Source organism: Terriglobus aquaticus, from assembly GCF_025685415.1.
In the GTDB taxonomy this organism is placed as follows: Bacteria; Acidobacteriota; Terriglobia; order Terriglobales; family Acidobacteriaceae; genus Terriglobus; species Terriglobus aquaticus.
On the sequence record NZ_JAGSYB010000001.1, the window covers coordinates 3,620,730 to 3,647,419 of the forward strand.

Consider the following 26,690-nt stretch of genomic DNA (forward strand, 5'->3'; position numbering starts at 1 on the left):
TGCACCCCTAGCTGTCTCAGCCGCGGGCGCGCTCGTAGTGGAAGTGCAGTTCCTGCGCGCTTTGAACGGGCGTGCCGTTGCGTTTGGCTGGTTGGAAAGTCCAGGTCTGGACCTTGGCGAGGACCTCCTGGTCAATTGCCGGGGTGAGGCCTTCCATTAGTGTCAGCTTGGAGATCTTCCCCGCTTCGTCAATCACCGCTTCCAGAACAACGTCGCCCTGCTGCCCGGGAGAGAGGGTGCTGAGGTCCGGCTGCGGCGACGGGTAGAAGCGAACGAGCGCGATAGAGATGTCGCCCTGGCCCAGCCCGCTAAGCTGGCTGGAGCCGGTGCCTTTCTCCGCGCTGGTCTGGTCGGTGCTGGGCTTCGTCGTTGGGATGGGTGGCCTGGGCTTAGTCACGTTCGGCTTCTTCGCTTCCACGGGCCGCGTCGTCTGCGCGCGCTGGTCCGCCGCGGAGCCGGGGCTGTAATACGTGAGCAGGTGCAGACCGGATGCGGTGCCCGGAAGTTTGTAGGGCGCGATCGACGGGGCGTGCTGGATGGTGACCAACAATAGCGCGGCCGCGCTGAGGTGCGCTGCAAGGGAGAGAATCATTCCGCGCGGCTGTTGCATTGCTGCACACCTCCAGATGGGACAAGTATCTGACGATCTGGTATTGCATTGGTGAAATCTTGCCAGAGGCTTCGGATCGACCTCTTACAGGTGATTCAACCGACCAGTGACCCGAAGCGAAGCCAGCCGTGATGGCAGGCGTCGTGGAGGCTCCGCGTGAATCGGGAATGGCTCAACCGCCGAAGGTGAAGTTGACCGTGACGGTCGTCTCCACCTCGGTGGGTTCACCGTTCAGCAGGTAGGGGTGGTAGCGCCACTGGCGGACGGCGTCCAGTGCGCTGGCGCGCAGCATTTCTGGACCGGAGACGACCTGCAGGCCCTCGCTGGTGCCTGCCTTGGAGATGATTGCGCGCAGCACAACCGATCCGGAGACGTGTGCGGCCTTTGCGATTGCCGGGTAGGCAGGCGTTGTCTTGTTCAGCAGCGCACCGGCGGCGACGCCCGCCGAGATCGGGATGCGGGCCGGCTTCGGCTTCGGAGTGACAGGCGTGACCGCGACGGGGACGCTGGCGGTGTTCAGAGCGCTCATGACGCCGCCGTCGGAGCCGCTGCCGCCGCCCGTGGTTGAGCCCACGATGCCGGAGGTTGCGAATGTGGGTGGTGGCGGCTCGCGGTCGGTGCTGATCCTGGTTGGGATCTTGGGCGGCGCGACCATTGGGTTCAGCGGTGCGATGGTTTTGGCTGCTCGCACGGCCTGCACCGGTGCTGGTGGCGGGGCGGCGGGTGGTGGCGGCGGGGCGATCAGGGTTGCGGTGAGCGCGGTTCGGGGCAGCGCTTCCGGGTGCAGCAGAGGGATGAGGATGAGGGCGGTGAGGATGAGGAGGTTGAAGGCGAGCGTGGCAAACATCCAGTACCTGGACTTCGACTTCAGCTTGCCGGCGGACTCGACCAGCGCGGTTTCAAACACGATGCAGACTCAATTCTGCGAGAGCAGGTGAGGCTAAGTTCTAGACACCGTAAGGATTGCTGTTGTTCCCCCCTCCCCCTACTGTTCTAAGTTCTTCTCGCAGAAGAACTTAGGTGTAAGTTCTTCTTTCCATTCAGGTTCCGCGCCAAAATCAGAAAAGCCAGCCGGGATGGCTGGCTCTGGGCTCTGCTTCTATTTTAGTTGATCGGGGTAAATAGGGCGCCAACTCTATCTTGTTCGGATTGAAAGACTTGGATGAGGTGACGCTTGACAGGTTTCGGGCATAGCGGAATCGAAGTGCTAGTCGCAGCCGAGTCCTTCAAGGAAGGTCACGTCCTCGGTGATCTCGTGGGGTTGGACTTGAAGGTGATCCTGAATGACTGCTTTCAGGGTCAGCCAGACTTCAGGCGCAGTCCACGGCACCACTGCTGGATCAGGCTCAATGGGAAATTCGATTGTCTTGTGGAACATGCGCCGCGTGGATGAGCGAAAGCGAGAGAAGACGACCGTTGACGGCTCAATCTGCTTGGTCGGGATATAACCAAGTCCAAGTTTGTCGAGCACGAGTCGGTAGAGGTCGCCCACGGTTCTCACCTGCGCGCAATCGCTGTCCGGCAGCGAGATGCCGAACACCTCCTCCGTACGCAGGATGATCTCGATGGTGTCTAGGCCCATTCACGTGCAGGGTAGCAGGTGAAGGTGTGTGCCCCACGTCCGTTGCGGACGCGCTAGGTGGAGGGCATGACTCGAGGCTTAGTGCGGTGACACGTAAGAGAGACCTGCACTTCCTTACATTCAGTTGCTGGCAGAGCTCCCCTTCCTACACGACGCTTTCGCTCTTGCCGAAGAGGCGCTGGAGCGGGTGCGAGTTCGCTACAGAATGAATGTGGTCGGGTGTGTTTATGCCGGAGCATGTGCATCTGCTGGTGGATGAACCCGAGGTGGGCGTGTTAGGGGACGCGATCAAGATGTACAAGCTTTCGGTGACCCTGCGGCAAAAGAAACGACCTTTTTGCAGAAGCGGTACTACGACCGGAACCTTTGCACGCACGACGACATGGTTGAGGTGCTCCGGTATATCCATCGAAACCCGATCAAGCGTGGTTTGGTCGTGAAGCCTGAAGATTGGCGCTGGTCGAGTTACCGGAACTATGCGTTCGGAAAGACCGGCCGGGTTGGTGTGGATTCGAAGTGGGCCCGTGAGGAGCCTCGATGGAAGCCTGCAACTCCAGAGATTAAATCGGGCGATGGTGGCTCGTTTGAGATGTAGGGCGAAATCGGAGTACCGAACCCATGTCCGAAAATCCGGACATGGGGCACCCGGCACCCGGCGTGGTTTGGTCGTTGAGCCTGAGGATTGGTTCTGGTCGAGTTACCGGAACTATGCACTCGGAGAGACCGGCCGGGTTGGTGTGGATTCGAAGTGGGCCCGTGAGGAGCCTCGGTGGAAGCCGTCGATTCCGAGCCTTGATCTGAGTGAAGATGGGTCGTTTGAGATGTAGGTGGTATGGAGCTTCGAAGCCCATGTCCGAAAATCCGGACATGGGGCACTCTGCCCTGTCTGGTTTAATGCAGTGGAGGTTCAGGATCTCGACATGACGTTTCGAGCTCTCAATCACTTCGTCCCTGAGTTATACCTAAAGCGTTTCTCTGAAGATGGCATAAAGGTCTTCGAATACAGAACTGTCGTGAAACATGAGAAAGTTCCGATTTGGAATCCAGTGGCAATTCGGAAATTAGCAAGGCTAAAGCATTTGTATAGCTTCGTTGATGAAGATGCCGACGGCGTTATCGATAGGAGCGATCACCTCGAGAAGTTTTTCGACAGTCAGTTTGAGGCACCTGCTGAGGAGGCAATACAGAGGGCGGTTTGCGGTGATTGTATGACCCCAGATCATTGGCGCAAGCTCGCATGGTTTTTTGGACTGCAGCTACTTCGAACCCCGGCACACTACATACATACTCGCAATTGGTGGTCTTCAAATATGAAGCAAGCCACCGAATCTTATACCGAGGCTCTCAAACAGATGTTCCCTTCGTCTCCTCCGCCACCTGAGGTGCTGAGAGAGGTGGAAAAGCAGTTCCTAACAGAGCTCGGCATTCCTCTGACCGTCATCGATGAAAGTAAGCCCGATGAAAATCAGATTAGGTTGCGCTTCAACTCTGTTATCGGCCGTAGAGCGTGGCTCGTAGAGCTGAAGCGACAATTAGCCGCGAATGGAATAGCGAGAGGACTCGCAGATCATAAGTGGACCGTACTCCGTGCGCCCGCTGGCGAAATGTTTGTAACAAGCGACAGGCCTGCCGTAAACATCCACAAGGTGGGGCCGAAGAGTTGGGAGTTTGGAGCGGGGTGGTATCAGCCTGGAGCTGTGCTTTACATGCCTCTCAGTCCACATTGTCTGTTATTTACTCAGGTTGGCCAGCCCCGAATCTCACGAGACTTTGTACTCACGACCGAAAAGCTCCGAGAGGTAAATCGCACGATGGTAGCGGGAGCAATGCGCAGCATTCTTGCATTGCGGCCACTTGACTACGTAGAGGCAATTAGGCCCCGGCAAGTGAACTTTGAAAAAGCGACGCGAGAGGAGTTGGATTTTGCGAATTGGGATGAGGCACAGACGCTCGGCGATCTAAATCGATGATTTAAATCTTGCTGACGCGGTGGACTTCTCGGACGCCTGGGACTTGGCGAAGGTTTGTTGTTAGGCGGGTGAGGTGGCGTAGGTCGAGGGTTTCTACGACGAACTCTACATTGGCTGTGGTGCCGTCGGGGTTTTGCTGGGTGTCCACGGAGCGGATGTTGGTGTCGTCGTCGGAGATGGTGGCGGTGAGCTCCTTGAGCATGCCGGAGCGGTCTTCGCAGGTGACGACGATACGGACGGGGTAGCGGGTGGCGCGTTGCGCCGAGGGAGCAGGGCTCAGGGCAGAGGGAACAGGGTTCTTGCCGGTTCCCTGCTTGCCGGGTTTGCCAGAGGCGGCCGAGGCCGGGTTGGGATCGGTTCCCGCAGTGGAGCTTAGAGGGGTACCGTTCTTTTCCGCGTCGCGGGCGGCCTGGGCGGCGAGGTCTTCGGGGGTGGGGGACCATTCGACGTTGATGCGGCGGTCCGACTCGTAGAGCAGGTTCTGGACGTTGCTACAGGTGCGGGCGTGGACGGCGACGCCTTTGCCGCGGGTGACGTAGCCGATGATCTCTTCGCCACGGATGGGGTTACAACAGCGTGCGCGGTAGATGAGCAGGTCGTTCTGGCCCTCGACCTGGAGCGACTCGGTGCCCTTGGAGAAGTAGATACGGCGGGCGTCGTCGGTGAGTTTGCCGATCTGGTTGCCGGGCAGGCCGGCCTTGGCGGGGTCGAAGTTAGTGGGCTGGCCGGTGGTGTTCGTGGCAGCGCCGGAGTTCAACGTGGAAGAGCTTTGAGTGAGAGGTGAGCTCTCGGTTGCGGTCTCCGGCTGGGTGGTCGAGCCGGGGATGAGGCGGTTGAGGATCTGGCGCGAGGAGAGCTTGCCGAAGCCGATGGCGGAGAGCAGGTCGTTTTCGACGCCGTTGGGGCCGCCCAGGCCGTACTCGGTGGCGACGCGGGTGTAGTCGGCCTCGGTGGCTTTCTTGAGCGATGCGCCGAACTTGCGGGCTTCGCGCTCGAGCAGTTTGCGGCCGATTTCGATGGCGCGTTCGCGCTGGTGCTCGTTGAGCCAGTGCTTGATCTTGTTGCGGGCGCGGCTGGACTTGGTGAAGGTGAGCCAGTCGCGCGAGGGCGTGTGGCCGGCCTGGGTGGTGATCTCGACGATGTCGCCGTTGCGCAGGCGGTGGCGGAGCGGGACGATGCGGCCGTTGACCTTGGCGCCGGTGGTGGAGTGGCCGACCTCGGTGTGGATGGTGTAGGCGAAGTCGATGGGGCTGGCGTCCTTGGGCAGGACGATGACTTTGCCTTTGGGGGTGAAGGTGTAGACCTCCTCGGGGTACAGGTCGATTTTGAGGGTCGACATGAACTCGTTGGGGTCGGTCATCTCGCGCTGCCACTCCATAAGCTGGCGGACCCAGGCGAGGCGCTGCTCGTCCTTCGCGGAGACGGATTCGTTGGCCTTGTACTTCCAGTGGGCGGCGATGCCGTCTTCGGCGATGCGGTGCATCTCCTCGGTGCGGATCTGGACTTCGAACTGGTGGCCGCCCTCGGCGACGAGGGTGGTGTGCAGCGACTGGTAGAGGTTGGGCCGCGGCATGGCGATGAAGTCCTTGATGCGGCCGGGGACGGGGCGCCAGAGCGAGTGCAGCAGGCCGAGGATCGCGTAGCAGTCCTGCATGGTGCTGGTGATGACGCGGACGGCGTAGAGGTCGTGGACCTGCGCGATGTCGGGCGAGCCGCCGTGGGTGATGTGCGCCTGCACTTTTTGCTGGATGGAGTAGAGGCGCTTGATGCGGAACTCCACGCGGCCGGGCAGGCCGTGGCGGTGGAGTTGCGCGGTGATCTGCTCGGCGATGGTTTCGAGAAGCTGTTCGCCGCCACGGTTGCGGATCTGCTCGACCTCCTGCGCGAGGCGCAGGTAGGCGTTGGGATCGACGTACTGGAACGCGAGGTCTTCGAATTCGCCGCGCAGTTTGCCCATGCCGAGGCGATGGGCGAGCGGGGCGAAGATGTCGAGGGTTTCGCGGGCGATCTTTTGCTGCTTTTCTGGCCGCAGGTGCGCGAGGGTGCGCATGTTGTGCAGGCGGTCGGCCATCTTGATGATGACGACGCGGATGTCGGTGACCATGGCGAGCAGCATCTTGCGGATGTTCTCGGCCTGGTGGTCTTCCTTGTTCGCGAACTTGATGCGGTCGAGCTTGGTGACGCCTTCGACGATGTGCGCGACCTGGGGGCCGAAGCGTCGGGCGATCTCGGCGGAGGTGACGGGCGTGTCTTCGACGGCGTCGTGGAGGAGGCCGGCGGCAATGGCGGTGGCGTCCATCTTCATTTCGGCGAGGATCTGGCCGACTTCGAGGGGATGGATGACGTAGGGTTCGCCGGAGGCGCGCTTCTGACCGGTGTGCTGCTGCAGGCAGAACTGCCAGGCGTCGCGGATAACGCCGAGGTCATCGCCGGGGCGGTTCGCGTGCAGGGTGTCGAGCAGGCGCTGGAAGTCCGTGTCGATCTTCGTGGTGAGCTCGGCGGGAAAGCCGGCGAGGTAGGTGGCGGAGGTAGGGTTCTGAGCGGCGCAGGTGGCACCGTGCTCGGGCTCCGGGTCTGCTGCTTCAGAGCCGGGAGGCAACGGGTCGAGCAGGCCGCTGGGTTCCGCCAGCGAATCGGCTGGTTCGGCGGGCAGAGTGGATGCAGCCGTGGTCAGGTCTTCCAGCGCAGGTGCCAGCGGGGCGGCGAGCACACCGGGCCGGCGCACGGAGTTGGCCGGCTGCATGGGTGCGGGCGCAGGCAGAGCCGCCTCCAGATTCCTGCCGGAATCGGAGGTGGGAATGGCGCCGATGACCTGATTAGCGGACGGAATGGCCGTCCGGGGAACGCCCATAGGCCATTTTAGCGTGTGAATGCAAGGTTTCGGTGAGAGCGGTTCTACCCGAGGGAAGAGGTCGGCGCGATTAGAAGCGGTAGCCTACGCCGAAGTTGAAGATCGGGATGAATTTGGCGTAGGTGAGGTTGTGCTCCTGGCGGGCGCGGAAGGCGTTCAGGCTGGTCTGGAAGTCGGCATTGTCCTGGACTTTTTGGCAGGCGAACTGTGGCGGCTCGTTGGCGACGCAGGCAGTGCCGGTGAAGTCGATCTGCAGCTTTGGAACGTCGTTGTAGTACGCGCCCATTTCGACCGGAAAGGTCCAGTGTCCGCGGCCGTGCGTGATGTTGCCCCAGCCGATGGTGAGACCGGGCGAGACTTTGCGCAGGTCGATGCGGCCTGTGCCGTGCAGCGGGTCAGAGGCCGAGCCGTAGAAGGTGTTGCCGCCCAGGTCGAAGTTGGTGTTGGGCGCTACGGTCACATTGGCCTGGACGTGAGTCTGGTTGGCGACGATCACCGTTGGGCTGATGTGGAAGCGGCGATGACGCGCGGGGAAGAAGTCGAGCGTGGCGCGCGCATCCCCGAGCGTCATGTTGGCCGCGATGTTGGCAGCCTCGTACTGGTAGGAGCCGGTGTAGCGGATGTAGTCTCCGCCCACGCGCAGCGCGACGTGAGGGACGAGCGGGATGCCGAACTGGATGCCACCACCACCGGTGCCGATGGTCGCAAGCACGCCGAAGTGGTAGCGGTCGTCGAACATGGAGTGACGCGCGGCGAGAGCTGCCTTGCGCTCGGCCTTGGTGGGCGGCGGGTCGGGCTGCGTGGTCGGCGGCGTGGTGGTCAGGTACACGGGGATGCGCTTACCCGTAGCCGGATCGATGGTGTAGATGAGCGTGTCGGTGATGGGCTTGGCCGTGTTGGGGTCAACGGCAGGAGCGGTCTGCTGTTGCGAGGACGAGGCTTGCGCGGGCTGCGCATCGGATTGAGCAAGAGCGAACGAAGGCAGAGCAACTGCAACAGCCGTGACGAGGCACAGGGGGAGTGAGCGCACGTTTTGACTCCAGTGGATCAGGGGACTTACGTGTTTGATGGTAGTTGGTAGCCCACAGTGCGAACATCACCAGAAGGTTGCAGCCTGACAGAGATGCGGTGAACCTATCTGTTTACTCGCAGAAAGCGCGCGGCGTTGTTGTAGAAGATGTCGCGCTTCTGTTGCTCGGTGAGCCCCGGTGCGTTCTGAATGGTGTCGATGGCCGCGTTGATGGCTTCAGGCCAAACCATCTGGTCAGACCCGAACATGATGCGGTCGCCGAAGCCGGCATCGATCAGCTTCTTGAGATAGGCATAGAAGGCGGCGCGCGGAAAGGCGTAGTCGATGATGCCGGTATCGACGTAGAGCTGCGGGTGCGCGTACATGGCGGCGATGGCGTCGTCGCCGAGCGGGTAGCCGGCGTGCATGGCCCAGATGCGCAGCTTGGGATGCCGCACCAGAACGTCTTCCAGCAACAGCATGCTGCTGAAGCGCATGCGGTAGCCCGGCTCGTAGAAGTAGGGTGTGCCCGGCGGCCCGGGTCCCACATGCATGCCGATGGGGATGTCGAGTTCTTCGGTGAGGGCGTATTACGGCTCCATGCGCGGATCGTCCGCGCCGATGCCGAGGTACTGGTTGTCGATCTCGGCAAAGGCGACCTGGTGCGTTTGCTTGACGAGTTCGCGAAGCTGCTCGACGGTAGGCTTGCCGGTCTTGACATTGAAATAGAGCGTGGGCAGGGCGCGCTGCGGGTCGGCCTGATTCCAGCGAGCGACGTCGGCGCGTGGACCGCTGACGAGTGCGGTGATGTTGCGCGCTTTCAGGATTTGTAGCGTCTGCTGCATGAGTTCGGCGTCAGTCCTGGGCGAGAGCAGCGGCTTGGCGCAGGGCGGGTGCACAGCCACGACGCCTGCGTAGTTCTGCATGCCGTCTTTGGGGTCCCACGCGGGCCAGCGGTCGTACGGAGCGCAGATGGCGGAGGGTGGCGGGCCCGCAGAGTCGACGGGGTTGGCGTGCACGTGGACGTCGATGATGGGCGCTGGCTGCTGCGCGAAGACTGTGGCGCAAACAAGAAGGGCCAGGCTGGCGAAACGCTGGTGTTTCCAGGACATGCGTGCTCCTGAAGTGTTTAGAAAATGAGAATGCCGGTGATGCAGTCAGCGTACATGCTGCGGGTGGGAAGAAGTAGCACTTTGTTTGGAGTGGTGTCTGCGAAGCGCAACGGTTGTGAGGCATGGGCGCCGAATGCCGCGCGGGAAGCAGCGACGGAGTGAGCATCGGCACGTAGACGCAAGCATCCAAACGTGTGCCGCGTATGGCAACAACATCTGTTGAAGGGACTACGTATGAACGCATCGGGCAACGTCATCTTGATCACGGGCGGTGGTACCGGCATTGGCCGTGGGCTGGCGGAAGCATTTCAGAAGGATGGCAACGAGGTCATCATCGCGGGACGCCGCCAGTCGGTGCTGGAAGACACGGTGAAAGCGAACCCTGGCATGCACTTTGTCACGCTGGACGTAGAGGACGCCGCTGACGTGCAGCGCTTTGCCGCCGAGGTGAAGGAGCGCTTTCCCAGGCTGAACGTGTTGATCAACAACGCCGGCATTATGAAGACCGAAGACTTGACGGCGGGCGAAAAAGATCTGGCTACGGCGGAGCAGACGGTTGCGATCAACCTGCTGGGAACGTTTCGTGTGACGGCGGCGCTCATGCCCTTACTGCTGCAACAGGGCCAGGCGACCATCATGACGGTCACGTCGGGCCTGGCGTTTATGCCGATCCATCCCAACCCGTCGTATTGCGCGACCAAGGCGGCGATCCACTCGTGGTCGCAGTCGCTGCGCTACCAGTTGCGCGACAAAGGTGTCGAGGTGCTGGAGATTGTGCCGCCGTATGTGCAGACGGAGCTGACCGGACCGTTCCAGGCTGCGGACCCGAATGCGATGCCGCTGGCGGAGTACATCAGCGAGACGATGGAGCTGCTGAAGAACCCGCCGGCGAGTGGAGAGATCCTCGTGGAGCGGGTGCGTGGCCGTCGCTTTGCGGAGCAAAGTGGAACGTACGATCAGTTGTTTGCCGAGTGGAACGACTATGCGGCGAAGCGGCTGATTGAGCGGGCGAAGGCCGGGCAGGAGTAAGCGAGGGGGCGGAGTCTATCGGTACGGAGCTCCGCCTCTTTTCGTTGACTCAGCCGGTGTTGCGCAGGCCGGCGGAGATGCCGTTGATCGTCGCGGTGATGGCGCGGTTCAGGGCGGCCTCGTCTTCTCCGTTGATGCTGCCGGGCTTGCCCGCGGCTGCTTCGTGTTTGCGGCGCAGCAGTTCCACTTGGATCCAGCTCATAGGGTCGACATAGGGATTGCGCAGCCGGATGGAACGAGCGAGGACCTGATTCTGCTCCATCAACTCGCTTTGACCGGTGATGAGCAGGACCATGGAGCGGGCGCGTTCGAACTCGGCCTGCAGCATGGTGAAGACGCGGTCGGCCAGCGCGCGGTCAGGCACCAGCGAGGCATAGAGGCGGGCGATGCCGAAGTCGGACTTGGCGAGCGCCATCTCGACGTTGCGCAGCATGTCAATGAACAGCGGGAAGTCGCGCAGCATGGTGCGGAGCTGGTCGAGGCCGCCGGTGTTGTCGCGCGCGAAACCTTCCAGCGCGGTGCCCACGCCGTACCAGGCGGGGACGAGGTGGCGCGATTGCATCCATCCGAAGACCCACGGGATCGCGCGCAGGTCGGCGAGCGAGCGCTTGCCGCTGCGCTTGGCGGGGCGTGAGCCGATCTTGGCGTGCTCAAGTTCGGCAACGGGCGTGCCCTGCTGGAAATAATCGAAGGTGTCGGGATTGTCGAGGATGTCTTCGCGGTAGCGGTGGAAGCTGACCACGGCCAGGTGGTCGAGTGTCTGCTCCCACTCGGGCAGCATCTCGCCGGTCAGGTGGCCGGTGCAGTCGCCGCAGGACTGATGTGCGCGCAGATCGGGGCGCGCCACGGCGTCAAGCGAGGCCGCGATCATGAGTTCGAGCGAGCGCTCGGCGAGCACGACGTCCGAGTACTTCCAGTTCAGGACTTCGCCCTGCTCAGTGATGCGGTACTGGCCGTTGAAGCTGTTCAGCGGCTGCGCGTAGATGGCGCGATGCGTGGGCCCGCCGCCACGGCCCACGGTGCCGCCGCGACCATGGAAGAGGCGCAGCTTCACATTGCACTCGCGCGCCACATCGTGCAGGGCGCGGTGTGCCTTGTAAATCTCCCAGGTGGAGGCGATCATGCCGCCGTCCTTGTTGGAGTCGGAGTAGCCGAGCATGACTTCCTGGCGGCGGCCCGCAGCGTCCAGCAGCGGAGCGTAGGCGGGGCTGGTCCACAGCGCGCGGCAGATGACGGGTGCGTTCTGCAGGTCTTCGATGGACTCGAAGAGCGGCGCGATGAGCATGCCTGGGTCTTTGCGCTTCGGATTGCCGGCAACGGGAACGCCACCGAGGCGGGCGAGCCACAGGACGCGGAAGACGTCTTCGGCAGAGGTGGCGCCGGAGATGATGTACTGCTGGATCGTGGTGGGGTCACCGTGCAGTTTCAGGTCGGCGATGGCGCGGAACGTATCGACCACGTCGGTCGTCTGCGGCGTGAGCGGCTTCTCTTCAATGAGCGGCGAATCGGGCGCAGTGCCGGGGATGGCTTGCGTGATCTCTTCAACGGCCTGCAGGTGGAGCTTGGCGTGCTGGCGGATATCGAGCGTTTGCAGGTGCAGGCCGTAGGTGCGGACCTCGATGATGAGCGGGTCGATCCACATCTCCGCAAGGCGGATGCCGTGATGCGTGATGAGCGCATTGCGCACGAGTTGGAGGTCGCGCTCCAGATCGTCTGCGCAATCGTACTGCGGCAGGCGTTCGGAGTGCTTGGAGGCGTAGCTGATCTGCGGTGTGCCGCCGAGGCGAAGCAGGATGCAGGCGAGCATGAGGCGCACCTGCTCAAAGCGGAAGCGCGCGATGAGGTTCTTTGCCTCGCTGGGCAGCATGCGCAGGTAGCGCTCGATGGCGGCCTGCAGCTCCGGCGAACTGCCGACCTGTTGCGTGCTGGCTGCGATCTGCTGCAGCGCTTCGGAGAGGCGCTGGCGGTAGTGCTTCTCGAGCAGCGAGCGCGACATCTCGAGCGACTCGCGCGTCACCTCGGGCGTGACGAAGGGATTGCCGTCTCGGTCGCCGCCGATCCAGGAGCCGAAGCGGACGAGTGTCGGCAGATCGAGCAGCGACAGGTCGCGGCCGTACTCCTTGCGCAGAGCGTTCTGTACTTCGGTGTAGAGCGTGGGGATGGTGTCGAAGATGCTGGCGTCGTAGAAGTCGAGCGCCATGCGGATTTCGTCGCGCACTTCGGGGCGCTCGTTGCGCACGTCGTCGGTCTGCCAGAGCGCCGTGATCTCGGTGAGCACGTCGGACTGCAAACGGTTCAGCGCGTCTTCGGTGTTCGGTACGCGGTCGAGCTGCTCGAGCAGCTCTGCGATGCGATGCCGCTTGAACATGACGGAGCGGCGCGCGACCTCCGTTGGGTGCGCGGTGAAGACGGGCGTGATGCAGATGTCGCGAAGCAAGGTGAGTGCTTCGTCGGCGGTGTAGCCGGCTTCGCGCATGCGGCGCAGCGTGCCCTGCAGCGATCCGCGCTGCGGTGGGCGCGCGGTGTCGAGAAGGCCGGCGAGGCGGCGGCGCTTGCGGTGATTGGTCTCGGCTAGGTTGATCAGTTCGAAGTAAAAGCCGAAGGCGCGCGCGAGCTGGTAGGCCGTTGCGGTGTCCAGGTCACGGACAAGCGCGAGAGCTTCGTCCAGCTTGGCCTGTGCGGCTTCGTGCTGGTGGTTGAACTCGGCTTCGCGGCGTTCGGTCGCGAGACGGCGAAGCTGCTCGACCAGGTCGAAGAGCCGGTCGCCCGATTGCTCGCGCAGAACTTCACCAAGAAGCGCGCCGAGCGAGCGGACGTCACGGCGCAGTGGCGCTTCCTTGGTGTGGGTGTCGGTCGCGCGCAGTTCGGCGAGGCGGCTGGACCAGTCAGAGGGCTGCCAGAGCGACGGCATGGGTCTAGTGTGGCACGAGTGAGCGCAGGTGTTGCATCAGCGTGCGACTGTGTCGTTCGGCGTCCAGTTGGGATCAGCGTAAGAGCCGGGCTCGGCCGGCAGCGCGAAGTAGATCACGAGCACGGTGAGAACGATCTCGCCGAGGTCGAAGATGCTGCCTTCGGGGCCGGTGAGGCCGCCGCTCAGCAACACGGTGCCGATGGAGTGGCAGCTGAGGAAGTGGTTCTGCATCATCAGGCCGCTGTCGGGCGTGCCGAAGAGAAACGATTGCGCCCAATCCCACGCGGCGTGGTATCCGATCGCCCACCAGAGCGAGCCGGTGCGCCACAGCGAGTAGACAAAGACGAACGCGATGATCACAGTGGACGCGATGCCGAACGGTGACTCGCCGGAGTTGCTGGTGTGCCCCAGGCCGAAGACTGCGGCGAAGATGGCGGCAGCGACCCAGAAGCCGACCGCAACACTGCGGCGGTACGGCAGGCCGGCGGAGCGCGCCAGCCCCGCCAGGCCGCGCGTCACGGTGAACTGGACGAAGCCGCGGGTGAGGAACTCCTCCATCAGGCCGACGCCGACGAACGCCACGAACCACAGCAGGCCGTACTGTAGCACCGCCGGGCCGTGCATCTGCACGCCGTCAAACGCGAGGTGACCGGTCTTCCATAGAACGAGGACGAGCAGCGAGAGAGCGCCGAGGCCGAGAGCGCTGCCGAGCAGAAACTGCTTTATGCGGTGAGCCGTGGGAAGACCGATGCCGTAGCGACCGAAGCGGCGGCGCTCCACGCGCGAGACGATAAAGGCGGCCAGAGCGGCCAAGGCGAAGCCGCCGTAGTCGCCGGCCAGAACGCTGCTGACCGTGGTGAGCTTCGGGTGAGCCTGGTGGGGCGCGCCAGGGTGCAGCGCGTGCACGATCCGGTTTGCTGCAAAGGCAAGTGCAGCGGTGATCGCAACGAACAGCAGCAGGGACCAGCCGGCGCGCAGGCCGTCTTCACCAAAGAAGATGGCGCGGACATTTTGCTGGCGAGGCGGGTCGGTCGCGGCATTGCTGTCGTCTGCGGCGCTGGGCGCCCACTCGGGGGCGCCACTCTGCGGGATAGGATCGGCGTGCGGTTCGATCGGCTCGGGCATGCTTGCAACCTTACGCTAGAGCTTCGGCCGGTGTTGCTGAGGCTGTGGCGATGCCATGCAACTGGTCTGCGGAAGTGGTGTGCTGGCGCGAAAAGATGCAGACGCGCTCCGCAACTTCTGAAAGGCTCCCGTGTTGCCGGAAAATATTTCGTTTTCCACAGTGCTGACGGGGAGAAAAGCTCGGGACCGCTAGCTTATAGTTCGACGCAAGCACACCTGCCTGTACGTCCCGCACGACCCTTTCGAGCCGCTCTCATCGGTGAGACGGATCGGAAAAAGATTTGTTTCGCAGCGCGCTTCTACCCATGCCTGGACGCGGCGGCGACTTTTGGAGGTTTACCCATGAAGCGCACCCTTGCCGCTCTGCTGGTGGCTGTCGCCGCCACAGCGCCCGCGTTGGCGGAAAAGCTGATCCCCGCGGGATCGATCATTCAATGCACCATCTCAGAACCCAAGGTCTCCTCAAAGACGCTGGACCGTGGCGACCCGGTGCTGTGCCGGCTGAGCCACATGGAGTATTACGGCCGCTCCGTGTTCCCGTATGGTGCGTACCTTGAAGGACGTTTCGTCGACTACAAGGACCCGGGCCACCTGGTGGGCAAGGGCTGGATGGAGCTGGACTTCGACAAGCTCGTCATCAACCAGACCGACGACGTGATCCCGATCAGCGCCAAGGTCGTTGCACTGCCGAACTCCAAGATGCCGGTGGACAAGGAAGGCAAGATCCACGGCACGGGCCACCCGGTAAAGGACACGGTGGAGTGGATGATTCCGGTGCTGTGGCCGATCGACCTGATCAACCTGCCGCGGCGCGGACCCACGCCCACGCTGAAGGCGGAGCAGCGCCTGACGCTGAAGGTGATGGATGACTTCGGCATTCCGACCAAGGACGAGATCCAGCAGGAGCTGCACCCGAACGGGCCGGCGCTGATCCCGCGTGCGGACTATGCCGCGCCGATCGAGCGGCAGCCGGCGTACTATGCGCCGTCTGCGCAGACCTACGCCCCGCCGGTCTACCAGCAACCGCAGCAGACCGCGCCGACCACGGTGATCTACAACAACGTGTACGGCTCGCAACAGCAGCCCTACTATCAGCAGCCGCGGCCGCAGGTGGTGCGTGTGCCGCAGCCGTACCCGGTGCGTGTGCCGTACCCGGTGTATCCGCCGGTGGTTGCGGTGGGACCGCCGCCTCCGCCACCGGGATACTACGGCTACTAACGCCCCACCTCTGGTTCTCTTTCGGGTTGAGAGACGGGATCGTGCTTCGTGCACGATCCCGTTTCTGCTTGCGCCGGCATTGGCTGCGGCTAGTCGTGGTAGCGCTTTTCGCCTGCAGGAATGGTCACGTTGAGTTGGTTCTGTTTCGGTGGCAGCGGACAGGAAGTGTGCTCGGAAAAGGCACAGAGCGGGTTGCGCGCGAGATTGAAGTCGAGCACGACGGTGCCGGGCGCGGAAAGGCCGTGGTCGGGCATGGACGCGTTGAGGAAGCGACCGCCCTGGTAGGTGTCGGTACGGCTAGTCAGGTCGCGGAAGACGAAGAAGAGCGGTTCGTTTGCGCCTTGCTCGATGGTGGGTTCGAGTTGGTAGCTGTGGCCGTTGAGCGTGAACTGCGCGACGCCGTAAGAGGGATCGTTCGAGACCTGGCCGATGCGGTTGACGATGCGCACCGTGCGAGGCGCGGGGTAGGGCTGCCATTGCGCGGTGACTCGGTAGCGGGCGTCCGGCGCGTACCAGCGCAGGCCGTGAAAGGCGAGCAGTTCCGGCGCCTGTGTGTCGCGCGCGACGATGAAGTAGCCGTCCTTGTGGCGCAGGACGAAGTTGACGCTGCCCTGCACGAATTTCTGCGACGTGCCATCGGCGTCGAAGCTGACGGGCTGCGCCGTCGCGGGTTTGCCGTTGATGGTGAGCGCGGGCTGGCTTGCAGGGCCGGGCGTGAAGGTGAGGGTGTCGCCGCTCCGGTGAACGGTGCCGAGCAGAGCGCTGGCGTGGTCCAGGCGGATTTTGCTCGACGGAGCCGAGCCGATCGTCATGTCGCCTTCGGGAATGCGGTCGAGCGCGACCATGCCAAGCGCGCTCATGGGGCTGCGCAGGATGGCGGTCTGATGATCGCGGAAGGCCTGGATGGATTGGAGTTGTTGAGGAGTGAGCGGCGCTGGTTTGCTTCGGAGCGGTGCCTGCGCGGGGAGCGCGGCGGAGGCGGCGAGTACGACGAGGCTGGCCGCGGCGCGGGTGCGATGCATTTGGTTCGGTCCTTCTGCACTGCCGACAGGAGACGTGGCTCGAGTTCAGCGTGCGGGTGAAAGAGTTGGCAGATCGACGAGGGTTTTGGGTGAGTTGTTCAGGCGATGCGAAGGCTGGATGGAATAGCTGGCTGGTTCTTTACCTGCGAACGATGCCGTCTCCAACGGGCCCGCTGTGCTGCAACGTGTCGTTGAGCCACTCGGTCAGCTCGCGCTCCCAGTGCGGGATGTTCGGCATGGTCCATTGGTACGTTCCGTGGCGGCCGTTGGGGATGGGGATGAGCTCGACGCGGACGCCGGCCGAGGCAAGGGCGTTTGCGAGTTCGAGCGATTGCACAAACGGCACCGCCTCGTCCTGCTCGCCGTGGATGAGGAGGAAGGGCGGAGCGTCGCGCCGTATGTGCGCGATGGGGGAAGCGGCGAGGAGTGCGGCGGGTGTTGCGGGTGCGCCGAGCAACTGGTCGAAGAGCCTGGGTGCTCCGGGCGAAGGTGCGTCGGGAACCGGGATCTCATTCAGGCAGCAATGGCCGTATAGCGTGACCACCGCGGCGATGTTGTCCGATTCGCGGTCGACCGCGTCTCCGGTGGAGAGAGCTGTGGGTGGCAACAGGCCGACCATGTTGCTCAGGTACCCACCGGCCGAGCCGCCAAGCAGGACGATCTTTTGGGGATCGACCGCGTAGGCGGCGGCGTTGTGGCGCACGAAGCGGATGGAGCGCTCGACGTCCGCGATCATGTCGGCAAAGGTGCTGGGCGCGAGGCGGTAATTGATGGAGAAGACGGCGTACCCGGCGGGCGCGAGGAAGTCGGCGGCGTAGGCCTCTGAGCCGTTGCGGCTGGTGCCGCCAACCCAGCCACCACCATGCAGGATGATGACGGCGGGGTGCGGGCCGGGGCCGTTTGGCTGGTAGAAGTCGAGCGTGAGCGGATGCGCGTCGGTGCCGCCGTAGCGCACCGTTGCCGTGATGCGGGCGTCGCGCGGGTTGGGCTTGGCGGGCGCTGCCGGCGTTTGCGCGAACGTCTGCCGGCCACCCAAGAGCAACGCGAGGCCGCACACCGCGGCGCGTATCGCGCCGCTGCGGAAGAGGAGACTTGCCGTGCGGTTTCGCTGCATGGGCTACGGGTAGATGCGGTTCAGGGTGCGGGCGAAGGGGATGGTTTCGCGGACGTGTTCCAGGCCGCAGACCCAGGCCACGCAGCGCTCGATGCCCATGCCGAATCCCGAGTGCGGGACCGAGCCGTACTTGCGCAGGTCCAGGTACCACTCGAACGATTCGAGCGGCAGGTTGTGGTCGAGGATGCGCTGCTTGAGCAAGTCGTACGAATCGATGCGCTGCGATCCGCCGATGATCTCGCCGTAGCCTTCGGGCGCGAGCACGTCGACGCAGAGGGCCTTGGTCGGGTCCTGCGGATCGGGCTGCATGTAGAAGGCTTTCACCTCGGCCGGGTAGCGGTGGACCATGACCGGGCGGTCGAACTGGTTGGAGATGTAGGTCTCGTCGGGCGCGCCGAAGTCGTCGCCGTAGGTGTGCGGGTTTTCGATGAGGCCCTTCGCGTGCGCCTCTTCAAGCATCTTGTGCGCGTCGTCGTAGCTGAGGCGCGGGAACGGTGCCTGGATTTTTTCGAGGCGCGCGGCCTTGTCGTCGCTCCCGGTGATGGTCTTCAGGTCGCCGCGGTGCGTTTCCAGAACGCGCGTGACGATGTGCGCCAGGAAGTTCTCAGCCAGCTGCATCAGGTCGTCCAGACCGGCGTAGGCGACCTCGGGCTCGATCATCCAGAACTCGGTCAGGTGGCGGCGCGTCTTGGACTTCTCGGCGCGGAAGGTGGGGCCGAAGCTGTAGACCTTACCCAGCGCGAGCGCGGTCGCTTCGATGTAGAGCTGGCCCGACTGCGTGAGGTAGGCGTTGCCCTCGTCGAAGTACTTCATCTCGAAGAGCTCGCTGGTGCCCTCGCAGGCGGCAGGCGTGAGGATAGGCGGGTCGGTGCGAACGAAGTCCTGGGTGTCGAAGAACTCCTGCGCGGCGCGCATGATGGTGGCGCGGATGCGGAGGATCGCGGACTGGCGCGGCGTGCGCATCCACAGATGGCGGCGCTCCATGAGGAAGTCGGGGCCGTGTTCCTTGAGCGTGATGGGGAAGGGCTGGTCGTCGGGGACGCGCTGGGTGACGTCGATGTTTTCGACGTCGAGCTCGTAGCCGCTGGGCGCGCGCTTGTCCGCGCGGACCTTGCCCGTGACGGTTACGCTGGACTCGAGCGTGAGATTTTTGATCGTCTCGAAGACCTCAGGCGGTACCGCCGCCTTGGGAACGATGCCCTGAATAGTGCCGCTGCCGTCGCGAAAGATGGGGAACAGCAGCTTGCCGGACTCGCGCAGATTGTACAGCCAGCCGCGGAGCTGGACGGACTCGCCCTCGTGCTGGCCGATGTCGCGGATGGTGGTGAGCGGGGCGGCGGATTCAGGGTTCGGCGCGGTGGTGGACATACGTTTCAAGTGTATGCCGATGCTGCACCGCAACGCGCAATGCGAAACCCCACCCTTCGCGCACACAGCGCACGAAGGATGGGGCACGGAGATGTGTTGCTGAGCGTTAGCGCTCCAACTGGGCTTGAAGCTGTTCGAGCGTCTTGCCTTTCGTCTCCGGGTACATGGCGAGCACGACGACGAACTGCACGACCATCATGGCGGCGAAGAAGTAGAACGGCACCGCGCGCGAGAGTTTGACGGCGGCGATGGGGAAGAGCGCCGCGATGATCGCGTTCATCACCCAGTGCGTCGTGGCGCCCAGGCCCTGCCCCTTGTTGCGGACGCGGGTGGGGAAGACCTCGGCCAGGTAGACCCAGATGACCGCTCCCTGCGAGACGGCGAAGAAGCCGATAAAGCCCACGAGGCACCACACCAGCAGGTCCGTGTGCGAATGCGTGGAGTAGATGAGGCCAACGCACGCGAGCGAAATGCACGTGCCGACCGCGCCCAGCAGCAGCAGCGTCTTGCGGCCCAGCTTGTCGATCAGCAGCATGCCAAGCACCGTGCCGACCAGGTTGGCCAGGCCGATGTAGATGGACTGCGAAAAGCCGCTCAGGCGGTCCAGGCCGGCCGAGGTAAAGATGGAATTCGTGTAGTACAGGATCGCGTTGATACCGCTGAGCTGGTTGAACATGCCGATTGAAATCGCGAGGAAGATCGGGATGCGGTACTTGGATTGAAAGAGCGGTTCGCTCTTTTCCAGCGACTCGGCGTGAATGGAGCGGCGAATGTCTTCCAGTTCGCCCTCGGGGTTCAGCGCGCCCATCTGGCGCAGCACGGTCAGCGCGTCGCCAAGGCTGTTTTGTGTGATGAGGAAGCGCGAGCTCTGCGGCACGGTGTATAGCAGCACCAGGAACGCGATGGCGGGCAGCACCGCAACGCCAAGTTGCCACTGCCATTCGCGCGCGCCCAGGCCGAGCCGGTCGATGTACCAGTTGCTGACGTAGGCGATGAGGATGCCGATGACGACCATCATCTGGAACGTGGCGACCAGGCGGCCTCGCCACGCCGCCGGTGCAAGCTCCGAGATGTAGACCGGGCCCAGAACGCTTGAGCCGCCGATGCCCAGACCGCCGATGAAGCGGAAGATCATGAGCATGGGCCAGTTCAGCGCCAGCGCGCAGCCCAGGGCGCTGACCACGTACAGCGCGGCCATCACGCGCAGAGCGTTGCGCCCGCCCATTCTTGCGCCCAGCGAACCGGCACCCAACGCTCCGGCCACCGTGCCCCACAGGGCGATCGATACCGTCTGCCCCCAGGCCGCGGGCGACAGGTGGAAGATGTGCATGAGCTGCTCTTGCGTGCCGCTGATGACGACCGTGTCAAAGCCAAAAAGCATGCCGCCGAGTGCGCCTACAGCGGTGGAAAGCAAGAGTTTACCGGTGATCGTCATGGGTCTCCAGAAAGGCAGAAATGCAAGTGGTGCTGCCGCAGCAGTGTAGAGGGTTGAACTCACAACTGGCGAATGTTTCACGTGGAAGCAGTCCCGCCTTCGCCTCTTGCTAGACGCGCGATTGCAGTTGGGGCAAGGTGTTGAGAACGAACTGCAGGTCATCCGCGTTCAGGTCGCGCAGACGGCGCGGCTTGTCCTGCGGCCGCAGGCCTTTCTGGTTGATGCGGTTCATCAGGCTCCAGTTCTTCGCAGGGTGCGCGGGGCTGGGATCGGCAGGCTCTTGCGCGGGCAGGTCGTAGCGGGTCAGGTCGATCACCTGCCACGGCGTCTCAAAGTGCCAGTCGCGCTGCAGCGCCAGCCGGAAGTGCTGGTTCATAAACCACTCCAGCTCGATGTTGTTGTAACTGTCGCCCAGGCCGGAGCCGCGCTCGAGAAAGCTGACCGCCATGGTGCTGTTGGTGCGGTGCTCGTTGCGCCAGCGTGTGCCGTACTCGCCAAAGGTGATGAAGTGCACGTCAGGCCAGCGCTCGAGCGTGCCGGTGACCCATAGGCGCATGGCGGAGCAGATGAGGTCCTGGCCGAACTCGTGCGTGAGCTGAGCCTCCCAAATGTTGGTGACCCAGCCGAAGCCGTTGCGCCGAAAGCCCTCGTCGAAGTGGATGCTTTCGGTATGGAGCACTTCGCGCTGGCCCAGGTCCAGGCCCCAGCCCAGGTACGTCTCAATGGGGCCGACGCCGCGTCGGCTGTTGTAGCCGGTGATGGCGTGATCGGTTTGTCCGCTGCGGCGGGTGCAGATGAAGTCCATCGTCCAGCCGTCCAGGTTGGTGCAGTCGATGAAGTCGCGCGTGTCCTGCGCGGGCTTGCAGAAGTGCTCCGTGGAAGGGAAGAACGGGTACGACGGTGAGCCGTCGGCACCACCGCCGTCAATGGCGTGCTGGCTCCAGATGACCGCGTGCGCGGCGTGGATGTGTTCGTGTTCGGCAAGGTACTGCAGGTTGTTCGCCGAAAGAAAGCCGCCCATGATGCACTCGGGCCGGTAGCCATTGCCGGCGAACGAGGTGATGATCTGGATCGCCTCGGTCATCTCGCGGTTGATGCGTTCGCGCGGCAGGTACATGGCCGGAAAGTAGCCGGGGAAGTACGAGATCTCATCGCCGTAGCGCTGGTGGCACTCGACTGCGTAGGCGCGAATCTCCTCGTAATTCTTCCGCTTGTCTTCCAGCGCATTCAGCGTAAAGCCCCACGTCAGGCGTCCATGTGGGTTGCCAGTGGCGAAGGCTTCGCGCAGAGCGCGCACGCCGGCGAGCGTGTGCCAGGTGGACTCGTCGCGCGGGTGCAGCTTCACGTCGCGCGACACCTCCCACGGCGTGGTGCGAATCATGATGCAGAGCGTGACAAAGCGTCCGCCCCGCACGCCCTGGGGCGAGGGTGATGCGGCGAGGCCGACCCTGCCCGCGGCGGCGGTCAGCAGGGATGCCTTGAGAAGTTCGCGACGGTTGAGCGGCATGCTAACGGCCACCCGCGACGATGCGGGCGCCCTCGGAGAGGGCGATCTCAATGTGCATGCAAAAGCTGCAGGGCAAAGAGAGCCGTTTGCCTGCCTTCATCCAAGCGCCTCCGTCATTCATAGGCAAACCCGAAGCAAGTGTAGAGACGATGCGCCTGATTTGGCTACGAGGCTGTCGAGGGCATTCGGCGGCTAGAGATCAGCTTCGGACTGCCAACGGCTTCCGAAACACGTCGGCTTGGGGCGGACATCGATACGCAGCGGCGGGGTGTCTGTAAGCTTGGTCCACATATGCGTTTCAAGTCGTGGTTGCTTGCAGATCTGGATGTGCCCAGCGCGAGGGATGCGGAAGAGCAGCCTGAGGCGCAAAGCCCGTGGTGGCAGGTGATGTGCCTGACGGGCGTCGATTACTTTTCGACGCTCGGCTACCAGCCCGGCATCGCGTTCCTGGCGGCCGGCCTGCTGTCTCCGCTGGCTACGTTGATCCTGGTGCTGGTCACGCTGTTTGCGGCGCTGCCGGTGTATCGGCGTGTCTGCCAGCAGAGCCCGTATGGACAGGGCTCCATCGCCATGCTGCAGAAGATCTTTCCCGAATGGGGCGGCAAGCTTTTCGTGCTGATGCTTCTGGGCTTTGCCACGACCGATTTCGTGATCACGATGACGCTGTCCGCGGCGGACGGCGCGGCTCACCTGATCGGCAACCCGATCATGCCGCACTGGGTGGACCACCAGATCCTCGTCACTCTGCTCATCCTGGCAACGCTGAGTGCGATCTTCCTGAAGGGCTTCAAGGAGGCAATCGGCATTGCGACCGTGCTGGTCGTGTCGTACCTCCTGCTGAATGCGGTGGTGGTGGTCGTGTGCTTTCGAGAGATCGCGCTGCACCCGGCCATGATGACCCACTGGAAAGAAGGCCTGGTCAACCTGCACGAGAGCCCGTGGAAGATGCTCGCAGTCTCCGTGCTGTTGTTTCCGCGGCTGGCGCTCGGCTTGTCTGGGTTTGAGACGGGCGTCGCCGTGATGCCGCTGATCCGCGCTGATTCCACGGAGAAGCGCATCCGCAATGCTCGCTATCTGCTGCTGACAGCGGCTCTGATCATGAGCGTGTTCCTGATGGCGACCAGCATCGCTAGCACGGTGCTGATCCCGGCGAAGCAGTTTGGCCCTGGCGGCGAGGCCAACGGCCGCGCCATGGCCTACCTGGCGCATCACTATCTCGGCAATGCACTCGGAACGGCATACGACATCAGCACCATTCTGATCCTCGGCTTCGCGGGTGCGTCCGCAATGGCGGGGCTGCTGAATCTGATCCCGCGCTACCTGCCAAGATTCGGCATGGCGCCGGAGTGGGCGCGGGCGTCGCGGCCGCTGGTGCTTGTCTTCATGGGCATTGCAACGTTGGTGACGGTCGCGTTCAAAGCGGATGTCGACGCCCAGGGTGGAGCCTACGCAACCGGCGTGCTGGTGCTGATCACGTCGGCGTCGGTCGCGGTGCTGCTGAGTGTGTGGAGAAAGCCCGCGCTGCGTGTGATCTTCCTGCTGACCACCGCGATCTTCGTGTACACCACCGCGGTCAACATGGTGGAGCGGCCTGAGGGCTTGAAGATCTCGTCCATGTTCATTGGCGGCATCCTGGCAGTGTCGCTCCTTTCGCGCGCCTTGCGTTCCGTCGAATTGCGGATCACGGAAATCAGCCTGGACGAAGAATCGGAAGGCATTCTCGCGGAGGACAGTGACCAGGTCATCCGGCTGATTGCGCGCGGTCCTGAGAAAGGCGATGCCGTCGAGTTGCTGGACAAGGCCGATGCGCAAACGCGACGGTTCCACAACCTGAGTGCCGACGAATGCCTGATCTTCTTCGAAGTCGTGCGCGGCGACGCGTCCGACTTCTCTGAGACGCTGTGCGTCAAGGGCCGCCGAGTCGGCCGCCACTCTATCCTCTCCGCAACGAGCCCTGTGGTTGCGAACTCGATTGCAGGCCTACTGGTGTACCTGGAGCGGCGTACCGGCCGCACGCCTCACGTGTACTTCCGCTGGACGGAGGCAAGCCCGATGAAGAATCTGTTCCGCTTCTTGTTCCTGGGCGAGGGGGACACGGCTCCGTTGACGCAAGAGGTGCTGCGGCGTGCCATTCCGGATCCGAAGCGCCGCCCGATTGTGCACGTCAGCTAACGTCTGCCGCTTTAGTAGCCCGCAGCCTTGCCGAAGCTGCGGCGTGTGTCGTGACCGCCCAAGAGGTCGCCCGTCGCTGGGTCGACGGCGATGAGTTCGTTGTCGCCCCACACGCCGGGATTATGCTCGTCGAACTCGCCGGAGCGCTTGATCGTATAGCCGCGCTGCTTCAGAACGTCGGCCACGTCGACCGGGAAGCGCTTTTCCACCTCAAGCTGGTCGGGCAGGTACTGGTGGTGAAAGCGCGGCGCATCCGCGGCCTGCTGAATGTTCAGGCCGTTGTCGATCAGCGAGACCAGGTCGTTGACCACAGTGGTGATGATGGTGGGACCGCCGGGCGAGCCCAGAACGTAGCGCAGCCTGCCGTCCTTGGTAACGATGGTGGGCGTCATCGCGCTCAGCGGGCGCTTGTTGGGCGCAATCGCATTGGCCGGCCCCTGGATCAGACCGAAGCCGTTCGGCACGCCCATCTTGCTCGCGAAGTCGTCCATCTCGTCGTTCATCACAATGCCGGTGCCCGGGATGGTCACGCCGCTGCCAAATAGGAAGTTGAGCGTGTAGGTATTGCTGACGGCGTTGCCATCTGCATCCACGATGCTGAAGTGCGTGGTCTGCGGTGACTCGTGCACGGGCCCGGGCAGTTGAGGTGGTGGAGGCATGAAACCGGCGGGACGCACCAGGTCTTTGCTCGGCGTCGCGTTCGTCGGATCGATCGTCTTGCGCCAGGCCGCGGCGTATTTTGGATTCGCCATCTCCGCCAGTGGCATGTGCATGAAATCGGGATCGCCCAGGTAGTCGCCGCGATCCATGAACGCACGGCGGAACGCCTCGGTGATCAGATGGACCTGCGCAGGCGAGCGGTCGGCACCGAGCTTCGGCAGATCGTAGCCGTCGAGGATGTTGAGCGCCTCAATCAGAACAATGCCGCCCGAAGACGGCGGCGGCGCGGTGATGATGTCGTACCCGTGATAGGTGGTGGTCAGCGGAGTGCGCTCTTTCACTTCGTAGTGCGCCATGTCGTCCGCCGTGATCAGACCGCCGCCGGCCTGCATGGCATCGGCGATTTGTTTCGCCAGCTTGCCGTGGTAAAAGTCCGCAGGGTCGGCGGCGATGCGCTCGAGCGTGGCCGCCAGCTCAGGGTTCTTGAACGTCTCCCCGCCGCGGTAGAAGTTGCCGTCGCGCTGGAACAGGCGGCGCGATTCGGGGAACTGCGCCAGCGTCTTGGACTGCCACGTGCGCACCTCTTCGTCCGTCAACTGGAAGCCGTCGCGTGCCAGTCGGATGGCCGGCTGCATGACTGCGCGCAGACCCAGGCGGCCGAAGTGCTGCTCTGCGTAGACCAGTCCTGCCACCGTGCCGGGCACGCCGGAGGCCTTGTAGCCCACCATGCTCATGCCCTTGATCACGTTGCCGTCCTTGTCCTGGTACATGGTCGCGCTGGCGGCTGCGGGAGCCTTCTCTCGGTAGTCCAGAAAGTGCGGCTTGCCGTCGCCCAGTTTGTGCGGGCCGGAGCTGTGCGCCGGGCGGATCAGCATGAAGCCACCACCCGCAATGTTGCCCGCCTGCGGAAAGACCACCGCCAGCGCGAAGCCCACGGCAACAGCGGCATCCACGGCGTTGCCGCCCTTCTGCAGGATCTCGACGCCCGCATCCGTTGCGTTGTGCTGGATGGTAACGACCATGGCGTGCTTTGCGCGAACGGGTGCAGGTGTAGGCATTTGCTGTGCGAGCGTCGTGCCTGCAACGGTGAGGGCGGTGGCGAGTGCGGCGAAGCGGCGGGGCAGGGCCAAGCGGGACCTCACGGATGCAGGTGGAGTTACCGCAGCATACCGCAGAGGTCCGTAGACCAGGGCGTTGGCTCGTTCATAGCGGCCCCGCCTGGCTCGACGTTAGAGAGAAGAGCCAGGTTGGCGGGTATTCATCAAAGCCGCCTGCGTCGACGCAAAACAGAACCGACTCCAATCACACCGGTGCTGAGCAGGCCGAAGGATGCGGGTTCTGGTGTGACTGCGACAGGGAGCGTAGGAGTGACAGGTAGGGTCGGATCGGTCACCTGTGATTGAGTGACGACGATCTTAAAGGTGTCGGTGAATTCTCTTGTGCCGAAAGCTTCCACATAGCAGTTTTTGTTAAAGCCTGTAATTACCCCGGGGCTGAAGTAAGGCGCAGCGTCGCTTAGAACCAAACCTTGGGTTATCCAGCCGCCAGCCGCGCAGCCTACCAGAACGGCCCCGTCTGCACTGCGCAAACCAAACTCTCCGTCCGTCTCCCCATACGAGAAGGAATAGAGGGTTGCCGGATCGTCGTTAATCACAAGGCCGTCGTAGACAATGGTGGAGTACATCACGCCGTAGGGACTCAAGTGGCTTTTGGGCGAAAGTGGCTGGAGGCTGTCGATGCTGAAGTCGAGGGTGGTCGAGACCTCCCCGGAGTAGGGTGTCGGGACTGTGTATTGCATGGAGAAGTTCGTGATGGTTTCAGCGTGGAGGACGGTTGCAGGAGAGAGGGCAAGGACAGAGATCAAGACGAGGCGACGCACTGGGAGAACCTCCGGGGGATATTGGCTTAACTAGGTAAGCGACAACCGGGGAGAAACTCCTTCATCGGCCCCGATAGACGAAGGCTCGTGCAATGCGTCATGCTCCTCAGCATGCG

At 63.3% G+C, this 26,690-nt stretch carries 19 protein-coding genes and 1 pseudogene; 4 read left to right on the forward strand and 16 right to left on the reverse strand.

The features are described 5' to 3' along the window. Nucleotides 1-16: 16 nt before the first annotated feature. From OHL12_RS14915 to OHL12_RS14925, 3 genes are all read right to left on the reverse strand, one after another. Nucleotides 17-610, reverse strand: coding sequence for an energy transducer TonB (locus OHL12_RS14915; protein WP_263414611.1), 594 nt, complete (start codon nucleotides 608-610; stop codon nucleotides 17-19). A gap of 172 nt (nucleotides 611-782) precedes the next feature. Continuing rightward, a complete protein-coding gene (locus OHL12_RS14920) occupies nucleotides 783-1,517 on the reverse strand; it encodes an energy transducer TonB (protein WP_263414612.1) in 735 nt (244 codons plus the stop codon). Between the two features lie 300 nt (nucleotides 1,518-1,817). Beyond that, nucleotides 1,818-2,192: an acyl carrier protein gene (locus OHL12_RS14925; RefSeq protein WP_263414613.1), complete on the reverse strand. Its 375-nt coding sequence runs from the start codon at nucleotides 2,190-2,192 to the stop codon at nucleotides 1,818-1,820. A gap of 920 nt (nucleotides 2,193-3,112) precedes the next feature. Here OHL12_RS14925 and OHL12_RS14930 point away from each other — a divergent pair. After that, a complete protein-coding gene (locus OHL12_RS14930; RefSeq protein ID WP_263414614.1) occupies nucleotides 3,113-4,162 on the forward strand; it encodes a DUF4238 domain-containing protein in 1,050 nt (349 codons plus the stop codon). 1 nt (nucleotide 4,163) lies between these two features. Here the strand turns inward: OHL12_RS14930 and OHL12_RS14935 are convergent, their stop codons facing one another. The 4 genes and pseudogenes from OHL12_RS14935 to OHL12_RS14950 all read right to left on the reverse strand — a co-directional run bounded on the left by OHL12_RS14935 (nucleotide 4,164) and on the right by OHL12_RS14950 (nucleotide 9,134). After that, nucleotides 4,164-7,013, reverse strand: a complete 2,850-nt coding sequence (locus OHL12_RS14935; RefSeq protein WP_263414615.1) for a RelA/SpoT family protein — start codon at nucleotides 7,011-7,013, stop codon at nucleotides 4,164-4,166. Between the two features lie 70 nt (nucleotides 7,014-7,083). Next, the gene (locus OHL12_RS14940) at nucleotides 7,084-8,043 is read right to left on the reverse strand and encodes a hypothetical protein (RefSeq protein ID WP_263414616.1); all 960 of its coding nucleotides are present in this window, start codon (nucleotides 8,041-8,043) and stop codon (nucleotides 7,084-7,086) included. A gap of 104 nt (nucleotides 8,044-8,147) precedes the next feature. After that, nucleotides 8,148-8,600, reverse strand: a pseudogene (locus OHL12_RS14945) (amidohydrolase family protein); the annotation flags it as partial. A 12-nt stretch (nucleotides 8,601-8,612) separates the two neighbouring features. After that, nucleotides 8,613-9,134: a hypothetical protein gene (locus OHL12_RS14950; RefSeq protein ID WP_263414617.1), complete on the reverse strand. Its 522-nt coding sequence runs from the start codon at nucleotides 9,132-9,134 to the stop codon at nucleotides 8,613-8,615. Nucleotides 9,135-9,368: 234 nt separating this feature from the next. Between OHL12_RS14950 and OHL12_RS14955 the strand changes: the two genes are divergently transcribed. Further along, nucleotides 9,369-10,163, forward strand: a complete 795-nt coding sequence (locus OHL12_RS14955) for an SDR family oxidoreductase (RefSeq protein ID WP_263414618.1) — start codon at nucleotides 9,369-9,371, stop codon at nucleotides 10,161-10,163. Nucleotides 10,164-10,212: 49 nt separating this feature from the next. On the opposite strand, the gene ppc is transcribed toward OHL12_RS14955, so the two are convergent. Both ppc and OHL12_RS14965 read right to left on the reverse strand, forming a co-directional pair. Beyond that, complete coding sequence (gene ppc / locus OHL12_RS14960) at nucleotides 10,213-13,074, reverse strand: phosphoenolpyruvate carboxylase (protein WP_263414619.1); 2,862 nt, start codon at nucleotides 13,072-13,074, stop codon at nucleotides 10,213-10,215. A gap of 36 nt (nucleotides 13,075-13,110) precedes the next feature. Next, a complete protein-coding gene (locus OHL12_RS14965; protein ID WP_263414620.1) occupies nucleotides 13,111-14,199 on the reverse strand; it encodes a CPBP family intramembrane glutamic endopeptidase in 1,089 nt (362 codons plus the stop codon). 342 nt (nucleotides 14,200-14,541) lie between these two features. Between OHL12_RS14965 and OHL12_RS14970 the strand changes: the two genes are divergently transcribed. Beyond that, nucleotides 14,542-15,417: a hypothetical protein gene (locus OHL12_RS14970; RefSeq protein ID WP_263414621.1), complete on the forward strand. Its 876-nt coding sequence runs from the start codon at nucleotides 14,542-14,544 to the stop codon at nucleotides 15,415-15,417. 89 nt (nucleotides 15,418-15,506) lie between these two features. Here OHL12_RS14970 and OHL12_RS14975 read toward each other — a convergent pair whose 3' ends face one another. From OHL12_RS14975 to OHL12_RS14995, 5 genes are all read right to left on the reverse strand, one after another. Then, entirely contained in the window at nucleotides 15,507-16,439 is a 933-nt protein-coding gene (locus OHL12_RS14975) for a DUF1684 domain-containing protein (RefSeq protein ID WP_263414622.1), read from the reverse strand. A 139-nt stretch (nucleotides 16,440-16,578) separates the two neighbouring features. Next, nucleotides 16,579-17,553 (reverse strand): alpha/beta hydrolase, encoded by a 975-nt coding sequence (locus OHL12_RS14980; protein WP_263414623.1) that lies wholly within the window; start codon nucleotides 17,551-17,553, stop codon nucleotides 16,579-16,581. Between the two features lie 3 nt (nucleotides 17,554-17,556). Then, the gene (gene asnS, locus OHL12_RS14985; protein WP_263414624.1) at nucleotides 17,557-18,921 is read right to left on the reverse strand and encodes an asparagine--tRNA ligase; all 1,365 of its coding nucleotides are present in this window, start codon (nucleotides 18,919-18,921) and stop codon (nucleotides 17,557-17,559) included. A 106-nt stretch (nucleotides 18,922-19,027) separates the two neighbouring features. Continuing rightward, nucleotides 19,028-20,356 carry a sugar porter family MFS transporter gene (locus OHL12_RS14990; RefSeq protein ID WP_263414625.1) on the reverse strand — a complete coding sequence of 443 codons (1,329 nt, stop codon included), beginning with the start codon at nucleotides 20,354-20,356 and terminating at the stop codon, nucleotides 19,028-19,030. Nucleotides 20,357-20,465: 109 nt separating this feature from the next. Then, nucleotides 20,466-21,863 carry a DUF3863 domain-containing protein gene (locus OHL12_RS14995; protein ID WP_263414626.1) on the reverse strand — a complete coding sequence of 466 codons (1,398 nt, stop codon included), beginning with the start codon at nucleotides 21,861-21,863 and terminating at the stop codon, nucleotides 20,466-20,468. A 291-nt stretch (nucleotides 21,864-22,154) separates the two neighbouring features. Between OHL12_RS14995 and OHL12_RS15000 the strand changes: the two genes are divergently transcribed. Then, complete coding sequence (locus tag OHL12_RS15000) at nucleotides 22,155-24,035, forward strand: APC family permease (protein ID WP_263414627.1); 1,881 nt, start codon at nucleotides 22,155-22,157, stop codon at nucleotides 24,033-24,035. 11 nt (nucleotides 24,036-24,046) lie between these two features. Here OHL12_RS15000 and ggt read toward each other — a convergent pair whose 3' ends face one another. Then, nucleotides 24,047-25,825: a gamma-glutamyltransferase gene (gene ggt, locus OHL12_RS15005; protein ID WP_317889827.1), complete on the reverse strand. Its 1,779-nt coding sequence runs from the start codon at nucleotides 25,823-25,825 to the stop codon at nucleotides 24,047-24,049. Between the two features lie 131 nt (nucleotides 25,826-25,956). Then, nucleotides 25,957-26,574 (reverse strand): PEP-CTERM sorting domain-containing protein, encoded by a 618-nt coding sequence (locus OHL12_RS15010; RefSeq protein ID WP_263414628.1) that lies wholly within the window; start codon nucleotides 26,572-26,574, stop codon nucleotides 25,957-25,959. Nucleotides 26,575-26,690: the final 116 nt, after the last annotated feature.

What these genes read in the sequence shown, in the direction of transcription:
- OHL12_RS14915 (WP_263414611.1), bottom strand. Translation starts at nt 610, where the DNA reads ATGCAACAGCCGCGCGGAATGATTCTCTCCCTTGCAGCGCACCTCAGC.
- OHL12_RS14925 (WP_263414613.1), bottom strand. Translation starts at nt 2,192, where the DNA reads ATGGGCCTAGACACCATCGAGATCATCCTGCGTACGGAGGAGGTGTTC.
- OHL12_RS14930 (WP_263414614.1), top strand. Translation starts at nt 3,113, where the DNA reads ATGACGTTTCGAGCTCTCAATCACTTCGTCCCTGAGTTATACCTAAAG.
- OHL12_RS14935 (WP_263414615.1), bottom strand. Translation starts at nt 7,013, where the DNA reads ATGGGCGTTCCCCGGACGGCCATTCCGTCCGCTAATCAGGTCATCGGC.
- OHL12_RS14950 (WP_263414617.1), bottom strand. Translation starts at nt 9,134, where the DNA reads ATGTCCTGGAAACACCAGCGTTTCGCCAGCCTGGCCCTTCTTGTTTGC.
- OHL12_RS14955 (WP_263414618.1), top strand. Translation starts at nt 9,369, where the DNA reads ATGAACGCATCGGGCAACGTCATCTTGATCACGGGCGGTGGTACCGGC.
- ppc (WP_263414619.1), bottom strand. Translation starts at nt 13,074, where the DNA reads ATGCCGTCGCTCTGGCAGCCCTCTGACTGGTCCAGCCGCCTCGCCGAA.
- OHL12_RS14965 (WP_263414620.1), bottom strand. Translation starts at nt 14,199, where the DNA reads ATGCCCGAGCCGATCGAACCGCACGCCGATCCTATCCCGCAGAGTGGC.
- OHL12_RS14970 (WP_263414621.1), top strand. Translation starts at nt 14,542, where the DNA reads ATGAAGCGCACCCTTGCCGCTCTGCTGGTGGCTGTCGCCGCCACAGCG.
- OHL12_RS14975 (WP_263414622.1), bottom strand. Translation starts at nt 16,439, where the DNA reads ATGCATCGCACCCGCGCCGCGGCCAGCCTCGTCGTACTCGCCGCCTCC.
- OHL12_RS14980 (WP_263414623.1), bottom strand. Translation starts at nt 17,553, where the DNA reads ATGCAGCGAAACCGCACGGCAAGTCTCCTCTTCCGCAGCGGCGCGATA.
- asnS (WP_263414624.1), bottom strand. Translation starts at nt 18,921, where the DNA reads ATGTCCACCACCGCGCCGAACCCTGAATCCGCCGCCCCGCTCACCACC.
- OHL12_RS14990 (WP_263414625.1), bottom strand. Translation starts at nt 20,356, where the DNA reads ATGACGATCACCGGTAAACTCTTGCTTTCCACCGCTGTAGGCGCACTC.
- OHL12_RS14995 (WP_263414626.1), bottom strand. Translation starts at nt 21,863, where the DNA reads ATGCCGCTCAACCGTCGCGAACTTCTCAAGGCATCCCTGCTGACCGCC.
- OHL12_RS15000 (WP_263414627.1), top strand. Translation starts at nt 22,155, where the DNA reads ATGCGTTTCAAGTCGTGGTTGCTTGCAGATCTGGATGTGCCCAGCGCG.